The organism is Pseudomonas sp. HD6422 (assembly GCF_025377065.1).
In the GTDB taxonomy this organism is placed as follows: Bacteria; Pseudomonadota; Gammaproteobacteria; order Pseudomonadales; family Pseudomonadaceae; genus Aquipseudomonas; species Aquipseudomonas putida_U.
This window is the reverse complement of the sequence record NZ_JAHWIW010000002.1, coordinates 74,511-88,778: the sequence shown is the minus strand read 5'-3', so window position 1 is coordinate 88,778 and position 14,268 is coordinate 74,511. Positions and strand designations below refer to the sequence as shown.

The 14,268-nt window shown below is 64.5% G+C and carries 12 protein-coding genes and 1 tRNA gene; 8 read left to right on the top strand and 5 right to left on the bottom strand.

Translation table 11 applies throughout. From position 1 onward, the window contains the following. The first annotated feature begins 34 nt into the window (after positions 1 to 34). The 6 genes from ehuC to KY379_RS01680 all read left to right on the top strand — a co-directional run bounded on the left by ehuC (position 35) and on the right by KY379_RS01680 (position 5,808). The gene (ehuC, locus tag KY379_RS01705; protein WP_133331221.1) at positions 35 to 694 is read left to right on the top strand and encodes an ectoine/hydroxyectoine ABC transporter permease subunit EhuC; all 660 of its coding nucleotides are present in this window, start codon (positions 35 to 37) and stop codon (positions 692 to 694) included. Further along, entirely contained in the window at positions 691 to 1,347 is a 657-nt protein-coding gene (gene ehuD / locus KY379_RS01700) for an ectoine/hydroxyectoine ABC transporter permease subunit EhuD (RefSeq protein WP_133331219.1), read from the top strand. Before ehuC ends, ehuD begins: the two co-directional genes overlap by 4 nt. 56 nt (positions 1,348 to 1,403) lie before the next feature. Next, complete coding sequence (gene ehuA, locus KY379_RS01695; RefSeq protein ID WP_165976111.1) at positions 1,404 to 2,198, top strand: ectoine/hydroxyectoine ABC transporter ATP-binding protein EhuA; 795 nt, start codon at positions 1,404 to 1,406, stop codon at positions 2,196 to 2,198. A gap of 183 nt (positions 2,199 to 2,381) precedes the next feature. Further along, positions 2,382 to 2,771, top strand: coding sequence for a YybH family protein (locus tag KY379_RS01690; RefSeq protein WP_261240152.1), 390 nt, complete (start codon positions 2,382 to 2,384; stop codon positions 2,769 to 2,771). 94 nt (positions 2,772 to 2,865) lie between these two features. Beyond that, positions 2,866 to 4,365, top strand: a complete 1,500-nt coding sequence (locus KY379_RS01685) for a purine-cytosine permease family protein (RefSeq protein WP_261240153.1) — start codon at positions 2,866 to 2,868, stop codon at positions 4,363 to 4,365. Positions 4,366 to 4,377: 12 nt separating this feature from the next. After that, positions 4,378 to 5,808 (top strand): aldehyde dehydrogenase family protein, encoded by a 1,431-nt coding sequence (locus KY379_RS01680; RefSeq protein WP_261240154.1) that lies wholly within the window; start codon positions 4,378 to 4,380, stop codon positions 5,806 to 5,808. Between the two features lie 46 nt (positions 5,809 to 5,854). On the opposite strand, the gene KY379_RS01675 is transcribed toward KY379_RS01680, so the two are convergent. From KY379_RS01675 to KY379_RS01655, 5 genes are all read right to left on the bottom strand, one after another. After that, positions 5,855 to 8,257, bottom strand: coding sequence for a DUF3772 domain-containing protein (locus tag KY379_RS01675; protein ID WP_261240155.1), 2,403 nt, complete (start codon positions 8,255 to 8,257; stop codon positions 5,855 to 5,857). 56 nt (positions 8,258 to 8,313) lie between these two features. Then, a complete protein-coding gene (ada, locus tag KY379_RS01670) occupies positions 8,314 to 9,366 on the bottom strand; it encodes a bifunctional DNA-binding transcriptional regulator/O6-methylguanine-DNA methyltransferase Ada (protein WP_261240193.1) in 1,053 nt (350 codons plus the stop codon). 148 nt (positions 9,367 to 9,514) lie between these two features. Beyond that, complete coding sequence (locus KY379_RS01665) at positions 9,515 to 10,141, bottom strand: DNA-3-methyladenine glycosylase family protein (protein ID WP_133331207.1); 627 nt, start codon at positions 10,139 to 10,141, stop codon at positions 9,515 to 9,517. A gap of 101 nt (positions 10,142 to 10,242) precedes the next feature. Then, on the bottom strand, positions 10,243 to 11,403 hold the full coding sequence (locus KY379_RS01660; protein WP_261240157.1) for an MFS transporter: 1,161 nt from the start codon (positions 11,401 to 11,403) through the stop codon (positions 10,243 to 10,245). Positions 11,404 to 11,736: 333 nt separating this feature from the next. After that, positions 11,737 to 12,951 carry an MFS transporter gene (locus KY379_RS01655; protein ID WP_133331203.1) on the bottom strand — a complete coding sequence of 405 codons (1,215 nt, stop codon included), beginning with the start codon at positions 12,949 to 12,951 and terminating at the stop codon, positions 11,737 to 11,739. 178 nt (positions 12,952 to 13,129) lie between these two features. On the opposite strand from KY379_RS01655, the gene KY379_RS01650 reads away from it, so the two are divergent. Together KY379_RS01650 and KY379_RS01645 are read left to right on the top strand one after the other, a co-directional pair. Beyond that, complete coding sequence (locus KY379_RS01650) at positions 13,130 to 14,065, top strand: FecR family protein (RefSeq protein WP_261240158.1); 936 nt, start codon at positions 13,130 to 13,132, stop codon at positions 14,063 to 14,065. Positions 14,066 to 14,160: 95 nt separating this feature from the next. Beyond that, positions 14,161 to 14,237: transfer RNA gene (locus KY379_RS01645), tRNA-Met, on the top strand. The last annotated feature ends 31 nt before the right edge of the window (positions 14,238 to 14,268 follow it).

Below are 14,268 nucleotides of genomic sequence, written 5' to 3'. Positions count from 1 at the left end.
ATTCCCTGTGTCATCCGATTAGTCAGGTCGAATCATGGGTGAATTGATACCGTTGTTACTGCAAGGGGTCTGGATCACGGTCCAGGTCACCGTCTTCGGCTCGTTGCTGGCCATCGTCGCGGCGATCCTCGCCGCACTGGGCCGGCGCTCTTCCTGGCGGCCTTTGAGCTGGTTCTGCGTGGCCTACATCGAGGTGTTCCGTGGCACCTCGTTGCTGGTGCAGTTGTTCTGGCTGTTCTTCGTGCTGCCGTTGCCACCGTTCAACCTCGAACTGAGCGCCTATACCGTGGCCATCGTCGGCCTCGGGCTGCATATCGGTGCCTATGGTGCCGAGGTGATGCGCGGGGCGATCAGCTCGGTGGCCAAGGGGCAATACGAAGCCTGCACCGCACTGAACATGCCCGCCGCCACACGCTTTCGCCGGGTGATCCTGCCCCAGGCCTTGCTGGCAGCCATCGCCCCAGGCACCAACCTGCTGATCGAGTTGCTGAAAAACACGTCGCTGGTGTCGTTGATCACCCTGTCGGACCTGAGCTTTCGTGCCCGCCAGCTCGACCAGGCGACCTTCCAGACTCTGGAGATCTTCAGCCTGACCCTGTTGCTGTACTTCTTCCTGGCACAGGTCATCAACTTCCTCATGCGCCGGGTCGAACGACGCCTGAGCCGTGGTCGCCTGCGGGGGAGCCTGTCATGAACCTCTGGGACTGGAATTACGTCGCACAGATCCTGCCGGGCTTGTTGCAGGCGTCGCTGAAAACCCTCGGCATCACCCTGGTAGGCTTCCTGATCGCCGTGGTGCTGGGCCTGTTCCTGGCCATCGCCCGGCGCAGCCGCCATGCCTGGCTGTCGTGGCCGGTGGCATTGCTGATCGAATTCATCCGCAGTACGCCGCTGCTCATCCAGGTGTATTTCCTGTACTACGTGCTGCCCAACTACGGGGTCAGCATGACCGCCCTGCAGGCGGGCATCATCGGTATCGGCGTGCACTACGCCTGCTACCTGGCCGAGGTGTACCGCGGCGGCCTCGATTCGGTGGCACGCAGCCAATGGGAAGCGGTGGTGGCGCTGAACTTCGCGCCCTGGACCGCCTACCGGACGATCATCCTGCCCCAGGCGATCCGACCGATCCTGCCGCCGCTGGGCAACTACCTGATCGCCATGCTCAAGGACACTCCGGTGCTGTCGGCCATCACCGTGGTGGAAATCATGCAGCAGGCCAAGAACATCGGTTCCGAGAGCTTCCGCTACCTGGAGCCGATCACCCTGGTCGGCCTGTTCTTCCTGGCCTTGAGCATCGCTCTGGCCTATCTCGTTCGGCGCCTCGAAGTGCGCCTGGAGCTCCGCTGATGATCGCGCCTGTGACCCCACTCGCCACTGCCACCCCCTTGCCCCGGGATACCAGCATGCCCACAGCGGCCATTGCCCAACCCCTCGTCAGTTTCAAGGACGTGACCAAACGCTACGGCAGCTTTACCGTGCTCGATGGCCTGAACCTGAATGTCGCCCCCGGCGAAAAGGTGGCGATCATCGGCCCCAGCGGCTCGGGCAAGTCGACCTTGCTGCGGGTGCTGATGACCCTCGAAGGCATCGATCAGGGCGTAATCGACGTCGACGGCGAATCGCTGACCCATATGCCGGGGCGCAACGGCGCACTGGTCGCGGCCAACGAACGCCATGTGCGCAGGGTGCGGGCGAAGATCGGCATGGTGTTCCAGAGCTTCAACCTGTTCCCTCACATGAGCGCCTTGCAGAACGTCATCGAGGCCCCGGTGCAGGTACTGGGCGTCAAGCCAGCCGAAGCACGCGAGCGCGCTGCCGAGCTGTTGGAGATGGTCGGCCTGGGTAACAAGTTCGAACACTACCCATCGCAACTGTCCGGCGGCCAGCAACAGCGCGTGGCGATTGCCAGGGCACTGGCGATGCGGCCCAAGGTGATGCTGTTCGATGAGGTGACCTCGGCACTGGACCCGGAGCTGTGCGGCGAGGTGCTCAACGTGATTCGCCGCTTGGGCAGCGAACACAACCTGACCATGCTGATGGTCACGCACCAGATGGGGTTTGCCCGCGAGTTCGCTGACCGGGTGTGCTTCTTCTACAAGGGGCAGATCCATGAACAAGGCACCCCGGCGCAGATTTTCGAGAATCCGCAGCAGGAACGTACCCGGACATTCCTCAGCGCGGTGCGCGATGCGAACTGATTGAAGCTCCCAGGGGTGGCCTGGCCGCCCCTCGGCGCCTGTGAGCACACGCCATGCCGGCAGCCCGGAGGGCAATCACTTCACGAATTCCTGAACTAATTATTTCCTCCCACCGATTTTTCCCTTCGCCCTCCCCCACCAGAATCGCCTCAACACAATCACAATAAACGTGAGGCCACTCCCGTGGACCAGACCCTTCGGGTACGACAAGCCGCCGACGCCCTCGTCGACGCCTTCGCCAGCAACGACACCGCTCGCTACTTCGCCTGCTTCAGCGAAGACGCCACGTTCCTCTTCCACACCCTGCCGCAGCCGCTGCTGTCGCGCCGTGCCTATGAAGACCTCTGGGCCCAATGGCAGGCCGAGGGCTTCGCCGTGCTCGGCTGCCAGTCGAGCAATGCGCAGGTCAGCCTGCAGGGCGATGTCGCGGTCTTCATGCACGATGTGGCCACGCACATTCGCAGCGCTGACGAGGAACATCGGCTGGCCGAGCGTGAGACCATTGTTTTCCGTCGCCACGGCGAACGCTGGTTGGCGTGTCATGAGCACCTGTCGGTCGTGACCCCGGCCTGATTCGATTTCCTGCGGCCTTGCCGCCCTGCCATCGCACCACAAAAACGACCCGTGCAACGCACCGCGTCTACAACAACCGCGCTGGAGCATCACCATGAGCCACTCGACCGGTATCGAGACCAACGGCGTCGAACAGATCCCTGACGATCAACGCGACGCCTCCCCGCTGGACCTGTTCCGCCTGATCTTCGGCGGCGCCAACACTTTCGCCACCGCCGTACTGGGCAGCTTCCCGGTGCTGTTCGGCCTGTCGTTCCAGGCGGGTGCCTGGGCAATTCTGCTCGGCGTTGGGGTGGGCGCACTGATCCTTGCCCCCATGGGCCTGTTCGGCGCTCTCAACGGGACCAACAATGCGGTGTCCTCGGGCGCGCACTTTGGCGTGCACGGGCGTATCGTCGGCTCATTCCTGTCGCTGCTGACCGCCGTGGCATTCTTCTCGCTGTCGGTGTGGAGTTCGGGCGATGCCCTGGTCGGCGGCGCCAAGCGCCTGGTCGGCCTGCCGGAAACCGACCTGACCCTGGGCCTGGCCTATGGTCTGTTCGCGGTGCTGGTACTGGTGGTGTGCATCTTCGGCTTCCGCTTCATGCTGTGGGTGAACAAGATCGCCGTGTGGGCCTCGAGCCTGCTGTTCCTGCTCGGCATCTTCGCCTTTGCCGGGCCGTTCGATGCCGGTTACGCCGGCAGCGTCAGCCTCGGCCAGGCCGGCTTCTGGGCTGCGTTCGTCGGTGCGGCGATCCTGGCGATGAGCAATCCGGTGTCGTTCGGCGCGTTCCTTGGCGACTGGTCGCGCTATATCCCACGGCAAACGCCGAAGGCGCGCATCATGCTGGCGGTGATCGCCGCCCAGGTCGCGACGCTGATCCCGTTCCTGTTCGGCCTGTGCACCGCCACCCTGGTGGCCAGCCAGGCACCGGACTACATCGCTGCCAACAACTACGTCGGCGGCCTGTTGGCGGTATCGCCGAGCTGGTTCTTCCTGCCGGTGTGCCTGATCGCGGTGATCGGCGGCATGTCCACCGGCACCACCGCGCTGTATGGCACGGGGCTGGACATGTCCAGCGTGTTCCCGCGCCTGCTCAGCCGCGCCGGCGCCACCCTGCTGATTGGCGTGCTGGCCATCGCCTTCATCTTCATCGGCCGCTTCACCTTCAACCTGGTGCAGAGCGTGTCGACCTTCGCTGTGTTGATCATCACCTGCACCAGCCCGTGGATGGTGATCATGATCCTCGGCCTGATCACCCGTCGCGGCTTCTACCATGCCGACGACCTGCAGGTGTTCACCCGCGGCCAGCGCGGCGGCCACTACTGGTTCCTGCACGGCTGGAACTGGCGCGGCATGGGAGCCTGGATCCCCAGCGCGGTGATCGGCCTGTGCTTCGTCAACCTGCCGGGGCAGTTCGTCGGCCCGTTGGGGGATCTGGCCGGTGGCATCGACCTGAGCCTGCCGGTGACCCTTGACGTAGCTGGCCTGCTGTACCTGCTACTGCTCAACCTGTTCCCCGAACCTGCTGGCGTGTACGGCCCCAACGGCCCGCGCTGGGTGCGTTGCAAAAGCACCGCGCACGCGCCCGTAACCTTTGCCGACCCGGCCTGACTGGATATTCACATGACCACTTCCCACTACATCGCCGGCCATTGGGTCGAAGGCCAGGGCAGCGACTGCATCAGCGTCAACGATCCCTCCCTTGGGTTGCCGTTCGCCGAACTGATGGCCGCCAGCGTAGCCCAGGTCGACCAGGCGGTGGCTGCCGCGCGCCAGGCCCTGCCGGCCTGGAAGCAGGTCGAGCCCTCGGCGCGGGCCACCTACTTGCGGGGGTTCGCAGAGCAGCTTGGGCAACGTCGCGAAGCCCTCATCGAGCTGCAGATGCGTAACAACGGCAAGCCTCGGCACGAAGCGGAAATCGACCTGGAGGATGCGCTGGCGACCTTCAGCTACTACGCCGACCTGGCCGAGCAGTTGCCCTTGCAGAACCGCGACGTGGCCCTGGCGGCTCCCGGTTTCAGCGCCCGCACCCGGCTCGAACCGGTCGGCGTGGTGGGGCTGATCGTGCCATGGAACTTCCCCCTGGTGACCAGCGCCTGGAAGATTGCCCCGGCCCTGGCGGCCGGTTGCACCGTAGTGCTCAAGCCTTCGGAGATCACTCCGCTGGTCGAACTGGCTTACGGCCAGATCGCCGAGGCGATCGGGCTGCCCGTCGGGGTGCTGAACATCGTCAACGGCAAGGCCGAGGTCGGAGCTGCGCTGAGCAATCACGCGGGCCTGGACAAGCTCTCGTTCACCGGTAGCAACAGTGTCGGAAGCCAGGTGATGCGCAGCAGCGCGGCCCACTGCCGGCCAGTGACCCTGGAGTTGGGCGGCAAGTCGGCGATCGTGGTGTTCGACGACTGCGATGTCGAACAGGCAGTGGAATGGATCGTCGCCGGGATCACCTGGAACGCCGGGCAGATGTGCTCGGCGACTTCACGCCTGCTGGTGCAGGACGGCATCGCCGATGCCCTGCTGCCGCGCTTGCAACAGGCGCTGCAAGGGCTGCGCGTGGGCAACCCGCTGAGCGAGGAGGTCGACATGGGGCCGCTGACCAGCCAGGCGCAGTGGCTCAAGGTCGCCGGCTACTTCGCTACTGCACGCGAGGAAGGCCTGCGTTGCCTGGCCGGCGGCAAGACGTTGGAGCGCGACGGCTGGTTCGTCAGCCCCACGCTGTATACAGACGTCCCCAACGACAGTCGCCTGTGGACCGAGGAGATCTTCGGCCCGGTGCTCTGCGCCCGCCGCTTCGCCAGCGAGGCGCAGGCCATCGCCGAGGCCAACGACAGCCGCTTCGGGCTGGTCGCCACCGTTTGCTCGGCCGACCTGATGCGTGCCGAGCGGGTGGCCGATGCGCTGGAGGTCGGGCATGTGTGGATCAACTCGATCCAGGCGGTGTTCGTCGAAACGTCGTGGGGTGGCACCAAGGGCAGCGGCATTGGCCGCGAGCTTGGGCCCTGGGGCTTGGCGGCGTATCAGTCGGTCAAGCATGTGACGCGGTGCTTGGGGTGATCCAGGGAGCTGGCCAAGGCTCCTCGCTCCACGCCCACCACTCCCCCTAAACCGACTCTTGCGCCGAGCGCCCCCCTTCCTGCACCAACACCATGCTCTGTGGCGAAGACAAGGCAATCCCCTCGTCCCGCAGCCGCCCGAGGATGGTGAACAGCAAATCACTGCGGGTCCCCGACACCTGCCGGGGTCCCGCCACGTAACCACTGACGCTGATTACCATGCCGCTGGTTGTCAGGTCCTTGAACGACACCGAGCAGGCAGGCGCATCGAGAATGCTCTCATGCGCCTGGAACGCCGACAGCAGCAACTCGCGCACGCGGTTGGCATCAGTCTCCAAGGGCAAGGTCAAGGTAATGCCGACCACCCCCAGGGCATTGCCCATGGTCACGTTACGCACGTTCTGGGAGATGAACTGGGAGTTGGGCACGATCACCGTCGAACGGTCGGACATCTGGATTTCGGTAGCGCGCACGTTGATCCGCCGGATATCACCCTCCACCCCGGCCAGGCTCACCCAGTCGCCCACCTTGACCGGCCGCTCGGTGAGCAGGATCAGGCCAGAAATGAAGTTCTGCACGATTTGCTGCAAGCCAAAACCGATACCTACCGACAGCGCACTGACCACCCAGGTCAAGCTGGTCAGATTGATGTGCAGGGTCGTCATCACCAGCATGGCCAGGAAGATGAAGCCCAGGTAACCGACCAAGGTCACCAGCGAGGCACGCATGCCGGCGTCCATGTCGGTTTCCGGCAACAGCCGTTCACTGAGCCAGCGCTTGATCACGCGCAGGCCGAAAAGGCCGCCGAAGAACAGCACCAACGCCATCAGGATATCCTGGGGCACGATGTTCAGGTTACCCAGTATCTTGCCGCCGGTGCCGTCCCAATCGCCCAGGCTGGCCATCAGTTCGGCGGGGCTGGTGCCTGAAGGCATCAGCACCAGCAGCAGGGCGAGGAACAGCAAGCTGGTGCGGCCGATACCGGCCAGGATGGTACTGGCCTGGGCCTGGTGCCGAGGCGCCAGGCCGAGCGACGCGGCCAGGGCCAGGCCGCCCGGTTGCCGCGGCGACAGCAGCGTCTCGCAGAGATCGCCGAGGAAGGTGGTCAGCAGGTAGGCGCAGGTGGTGACCAGGCTGACCCACAGCAACTTGGCGGTCAGGTAGTAGGCCAGGGTCAGGTAGCCTGCCAGCAGTGACAACAGAATCGCCGCCAGCCACACCACCATTACGAAGGGAATCAGCCCGGCGATGCCGCTCGGGCGCTCCAGATCATGCTCGCGCAGGGTGCGGCGATAGCGCATCAGGGCGGTGGAGAAGATCACTGCCACGACCAGCGCGGTCAGTCCATTGACCGCGACCGTGAGCGCCAGACTGGCGCCGATCACGCTGTTGATGCGCTCCAAGGTCACCATGACCATCAACGCCAGGGCCAGCAACTTGGGGAACCATCCCAGTGCACTGGCCACTTCATCGTGAATCGGCGGCAGACGCCAGGACGGCCTCTGCAGCATCAGCATGGCGCGCCCCAGCCCGGTGATGAATGCGCTGAACACCACCAGGGTCAGCACATGGTTGGTCACGCTGGCGATATCCGCGCCCAGCTCGGCACTGCTCTCCAAGCCCCAACGCACCAACGATACCGAACCGGCGATGGTCCCCAGCGTCGCCAGGCTCACACCGACGGCCAGGGCACTACGGCGCAAGCGCCCTTCCGGCAACCAGCGCACCATGGCGTGGGCCAGGCCGCGTTCGATCAGGCCGCGTAGCACGGTCCACACCAGGATCGCAGCGACCAGGCTGCCGATGAACAGCCAGCGATGGACGGCATCGAACGCACTGGCGATGGCATCGGTGGCCTCGCCTTGCAGGTCGCGCAGGCGCGCCACGTCATCCTGGGTGGGGCGGATGATGCTGCGCCAGAAGCTCGGGCTCAGCGGCGAAGCGGCGCGACTGGTGATCTGCGAGTTGAACTGACTGCGCCGCAGGTTGACGATCTGGGTCGACAGGTCGCGTGCCGACTGGGTCAGCTTGGTCGCCTGCTCCTGCTGAGCCACCAGCGCCTTCTTCTCGGCGGCGAGCTGTTTGCGTTGCTGGGTCAGGGCAGCGGCCTCGTCCGGCTGCACCGGGCCCAGCACATTGAGCTTGTCATCCAGCTTGCTGACGTCGGCAGTGCGCTCGGCGCTGAGCGCATCGGCCTGGCGCTGGACCTGGATAGTGGCCAGGCGCAACTGTGCCAGCACATCGTCGTTGGCGTCGCTGGTGACCCCTTGTCGGATCACGTCGAGCCGATCGCTGAGCTGCTCGAGGCTGGCATTTTCATCGAGCGCAGGCATGTCACCCACGCTCAGGTTCGACAGCGGTGTGGCTGGTGCCGCCCAGGCGGGGCTGGCCAGCGCCAGCATCAGGGCCAACACACCCAGGTAGAAACGAGCAAGGCTGACACGCCCCATCGAATGTTCCTCTTTACATTCCGATCTGGCGGCAGATTCTACGCGGCTTCAGGCAATCAGGAGAGTGCCGCTTCTCGATCCAGCAGCTGCCGCTTGCGTTCCACGCCCCAGCGGTAACCACTGATGTCGCCGTCGCGGCGTACCACCCGATGGCAAGGAATGGCTACGGCGATGCGATTGGCCGCGCAAGCCATGGCCACCGCGCGCACGGCCCGCGGCGCGCCAATGCGCTCGGCGATGTCGCTGTAGCTGGCTTGACTGCCCACCGGCACTTCACGCAGGGCCTGCCAGACGCGCTCCTGGAACGCTGTGCCCTGCACATCCAGGGGCAGGTCGAGGCCGAGCGCCGGGGCTTCGACGAAACCTACGACTTCGGCGACCAGACGTTCGTATGCGGCATCGGCACCGATCAGCTCAGCCTTGGGAAATTGGTCCTGCAGCGCTTCGAGCAGGGCTTGAGGATCGTCACCGAGCGAGATCGCGCAGATGCCCTTGGCGCTTTGCGCCACCAGGATCGCGCCCAACGTGCACTGCCCGACAGCGAAATGGATGGCGGCGCCGACACCGCCAGCCCGGTAAATCCGCGGCTGCATGCCCAGGCGTTGGTCGGCGCTGGCGTAGAAACGGCTGTTGGAATTGTAACCTGCGTCGTAGATCGCGTCGGTGACCGAGCCCTGCCCTTCGCCCAGCCGCTCGCGCAGCCGCCGGGCGCGGAAGGCCATGGCGTAGGCCTTGGGAGTGAGGCCGGTTTCGGCCTTGAACAGACGATGCAGATGAAACGGGCTTACCGCCAGACGTGCGCCGAGCTGGTCGAGACTGAGGGGGCTGTGGTGCTCTTCGAGCAGGCGGCAGGCCTGGGTGATCAGCGCGCTGCGGCGGTTATCGGCCGACTTGCCCTGGCAGCGGCGGCAGGCGCGGTAGCCTGCGGATTCGGCGCTGGTCGGGGTGTCGAAGAACTCGACGTTCTCGCGCTTGGCCATGCGTGATCTGCAACCTGGATGGCAGTAGATGCCGGTGGTGCGCACGGCATAGACGAAGTGGCCGACGGCGCCGGCGTCGCGCGACTCCACGGCTTGCCAGCGTTGGATCTCGGTGGTGTAGGGCGTCATCTGGGAAGTTCTCATGTTTGCATCGTCCGGTCCGGCCCCTTCGCGGGCAAGCCCGCTCCCACAGGGATTGGTGAGGTCCCGAGGGCTGTGCTGTACCTGTGGGAGCGGGCTTGCCCGCGAAAAGGCCGGACATGCCACTGAGCGTCCATCAGGCCCGCCACAGGTACCAGGCCGCCACTGTACGAAACGGGCTCCACGCCATCCCCAGGGCCCGCAACTGCGCCGGTGTCGGCGCTTTGTCCAGGCCTTTGAGCCGGCGATACCCGGCGCGCACGCCGAAATCGTCCACCGGCAGGATATCCGGGCGCTCCAGGCAATAGATCAGCAACATCTCCACGGTCCAGCGCCCTACGCCACGCAACGCCACCAGACGCTCGATCAGGGCTTCATCGTCCATCACCAGCGCCTCGGCGCGGCTAGGGACCCGCCCCTCCAGACGCGCCTGGGCGATGCCCTGGATCGTCGCCAGCTTGCTCGCCGAAAAACCACAAGCGCGCAGCGTCTGCGGTTCCACTGCCAACAATTGCTCAGGGCGCGGAAACGCCACCTCGGGAAACAACGCCAGCATCCGCCCCAGAATGGCCTCGGCGGCACGCCCATGCAATTGCTGGTAGGCGATCGCCCGCACCAGTGCCTCGTAGGGCTCCTGCGCTGGCTTGGCCTGGTGCAGGCACGGCCCCACCGCAGCGATATGCCGCGCCCAGTCAGCGTCCAGCGCGCTCAGGTAGTCGATGGCCGCACGGTAGTCATCGGGCACCGGGTCGGCGAGGGTCATGCAAGCCTCCAGTGGGTTCAGGCCAGCTCCATCTTAGCTCAGTGATGGGACGGCGAAACGCCGGTTCTTGCGCGGTAATTCCTGGCATGCAATCGAGCGCCTCAGTCCACCACTGCCCGCAACCGCCCCGTCCGCCGATACGATTGCCGAGCGAAACACACGAACAACCCCGCCATCAGCGCCAGGGCCATCGGCAGCCCATGGGGCGCCACGTCCATCGCCGCGCCGCTGAGCAGCGGCCCGACCAGGCTACCGACACCCCACAGCAAGCCCACACTGGCATTGGCCGTGACCAGGTCCTGGCCCTTGAAACGCTGACCGATCAGCACCAACGCCAAGGTGTAGATCGCCCCCGCCACCGCGCCCAACAGCACCAGCATCGGCCACAGCAGCCAGGTCATGTCCAGCAACCAGGGCAAGGCGATGCCGATGGCCATCGCCACCAGCCCGCACAGCAGATGCAGCCCGGTGCGCTCGACGCGGTCGGCCAACCAGCCCAGCGGCAGTTGGAACACCATGTCGCCAGCGAACACCACTGTCACCATCAGCGCCGCCACACCCACGGCGAAGCCATGGCTGCTGGCATACACCGGCAACAACGACAGCACCACGGCATCGAAGAACGAGAAGAACAACACCGCCACGCACAATGCCGGGGCCACGCGGAAGAACCCGGCCAGGCCGAAGCTCTTCTCACCCTCCTCACCATGCTCGACGTGGTCGTTGGGCACGGTCAGCAGGATGCACAGCAGCGCCAGGCCGTAACCGAGGGTCACCACACCGATGATCCACGGGCTGTCGGCGCCGAGCAGCGCCAGCAGTGCCGGGCCCAGTACCTGGAATCCGGTGAAGCTGGTGGCGTACAAGGCCATGATCTTGCCGCGATTGTGGTCCGGGCAGAGTTCGTTGACCCAGGATTCGCCAAGGATGATCGCAATGCCCATGCCGATGCCCAGCCCCAGGCGCAGCACAGCCAGCAGCCACAGCGAAGCGAAGGCCGTTTCGAGCAGGGCGATGCTCACGGTGCATAAGCTGAAGCACAACAGGTAGATGGTGCGCCGGGTCAGGTGCCGGCAACAGGCGTCGACCATGAACGCCGAAAGCATCATCCCCGCCGCGGGTATGGCCGCAATGATGCCGATTTCCAGGGTACCGGCTCCTGCCTCGTGCAGGCGCAACGACACCAGCGGCAGGCTGGCTCCCAGGCTGAAACCGACGACCGACACGGCGAACAACAGGCCGGCCAGCAAACGCATGTTCATGTACCACTCCTCGCAAACTGAAAAGACGCGCAAATGCAGGCGCCCGCGAGCACGCCAGAATGCCAGGCGATGCAGGGGCGCAGTTCAGTTCAGGGCGAGGTGTGGCGAGAAGGTGAAGGCAAACAGCACGCTGCGCCGCCGCTTGAGCACCGTATCGCTCGGCCACGCACGGCGCATCGCCTGCAAGGCAGGCTGACGGGTGCGAGGGAGACATTGGCTACGGCGCATTACGGTAACGACTACGTGGAAGGGTGGAGAGAGGCGGCACTCTAGGCGATGGCGGGCCGCATCGTCAATTGCCCGCGAATGGGCTGCAATGCAGCCCAAGCAGTCTCAACGCTTACCGGTGCTGGGCAGGAACACCGCCAGCAAACCGAACAAGGGCAGGAACGAGCAAAGCCCATAGACGTATTCGATACCACGCAGATCTGCCAGATAGCCCAGCAGCGCAGCACCGATGCCACCAAAACCGAACATCAAACCGAAGAAAATCCCGGCGATCATGCCTACGCTTCCAGGCACCAGTTCCTGGGCATACACCACGATGGCGGAGAACGCCGATGCCAGGATGAAGCCGATCACCACGCTCAGCACGGTGGTCCAGAACAGGTCGGCATAGGGCAGCGCCAGAGTGAACGGCGCCACGCCCAGAATCGAGAACCAAATCACCGCCTTGCGCCCGATACGGTCGCCGATCGGCCCACCGAAGAAGGTACCGGCCGCCACCGCGCCGAGGAACAGGAACAGGTGCAGTTGCGAGCTGGCCACCGAGAGGTCGAACTTCTCGATCAGGTAGAAGGTGAAATAGCTGGTGAAGCTGGCCATGTAGAAGTATTTGGAGAACACCAACAGGCCCAGCACGATCAAGGCGGCGATCACCCGCTGGCGGGAGATGCCATGGCTGGCCTGCACCGCCTTGCGTGTCTTGGCCTGGTTGAGATGTTCCTTGTACCAACGGCGCAGCATCAGGGTCACGCCGAAGAACGCCAGGCCGGCGACGCCGAACCAGGCCACGTGGCCCTGGCCGAACGGAATGACGATGGCCGCCGCCAGCAGCGGGCCCAAGGCCGAGCCGGTGTTGCCGCCGACCTGGAAGGTCGACTGGGCCAGGCCGAAGCGCCCCCCGGAGGCCAGGCGGGCGATGCGCGAGGTTTCCGGGTGGAAGGTCGACGAGCCGATGCCCACCAGCGCCGAGGCCAGCAGGATCATCGGGAAGCTACCAACGAACGCCAGCATCACGATACCGACCAAGGTGCACAAGGTGCCCAACGGCAGCAGGTTGGGCGTCGGTCGACGGTCGGTGAAGAAGCCGACCCACGGCTGCAACAGCGAGGCGGTGATCTGGAACGTCAGGGTGATCATGCCGATCTGGGCGAAGCTGAGCCCGTAGCTGGTCTTGAGCATCGGGTAGATCGCCGGCAGCACCGACTGGATCAAGTCGTTGATCAGATGCGCCAAGGCACAGAAGGTGATGATGCGCATCACCAGCGGGTTGGCTGGGTTTGCCGTGCCGCTGGTGGTAGCCGAGGAAGCGCTACTGATGGCCATTGGCCTGATCTCCGTCCGCAGGTTGGGATCCGATTATCGGGAAACAAATAGATACATAGCTACCTTTATTTCTCAGCGGCACCCGCATACTTGCAAATGGTTCTCAATATATTTAGCATCCTCGACCTGTCACCCCGTTATCGCTGGGCGAAACGCCCACTTCCAGCGAGCAGCCGCCATGAGCCCTATGTCCGCCGCGCAGACCCAATCCGATCCTCAACAGGAGGCACTGCGTTGGTTTTCGCTATTGCGCCAGCCAGGTTGCGACGTACAGACCCGCCAGGCCTTTGCCCTGTGGTGCCAGGACCCACTCAATGCCCACGCCTACGCCGAACTCGAAGCCTGTTGGCAACAGCTGCACCCAGCGCTACCTAGCCGCCCTCGCCCGCAGTTGATCAAGACGCGTCGCAGCGTGACGGGCAAGTACCTGGGGTTATCGTTCCTGCTGCTGCTCGGAGCGTTGGCCTACCTGTATTGGCCTTTGCTGCAGCGTTTGGGCAGCGAGTTGCACACCGACGTCGGCGAGCGGCGCAGCGTGCGCCTGAACGATGGCAGCACCCTGCACCTGGACAGCGCCAGCGCCATGAATGTCGATCTGCGTGGACGCACGCGGGTGCTGCAGCTGGTGCAAGGCCAGGTCGACGTGGAGGTGATGCTCGATGGTCGGGCGATGGAAATCGAAGTCGCCGATGCACGCATCCAGGTGTTCGGCACCCGGTTGACGCTGGCCCGCCGTGCCGACCAGAGCGAACTTACGGTCTTGAGTGGCAAAGCCATGGTCATCCAGGGCGGCGATCAGCGCATGGTGGCGAGCGGTGAACGGGTCACCTTCAACGATGCCCGGATCGACGCAGTACAAAAAGTCGATGCCAACGCCTCAACGGCCTGGCGAACCGGCTACCTGCGTGCCACCGATATGCCACTGGCCGACGTGTTGGAGCGCTTGGCCGCCCATCAAGGCCAACGACTCGTGTTGTGGAATGATCACGCCGCCTATCGGCGTGTGACCGGCACCTACAACCTCGACCGCAGCGAAGAAGCCTTGGACAGACTGGCGGAGCAACAGCACCTGCGTGTGCATGGCGTGCTAGGTCAATGGCTGATTGCGTACTGAAGCTGGGCCTGACGGCTAAGTTTTTGAAAGCGTGCAAATTTTTTTTCAAATCAGTGTTGACAGCAGGCCTGCGCAAGAGAATAATGCGCGCCATCGGCTACATAGCTCAGTTGGTTAGAGCATAGCATTCATAATGCTGGGGTCCGGGGTTCAAGTCCCTGTGTAGCCACCAAACAAGTCAAAGGGCTTACCGCAAGGTAAGC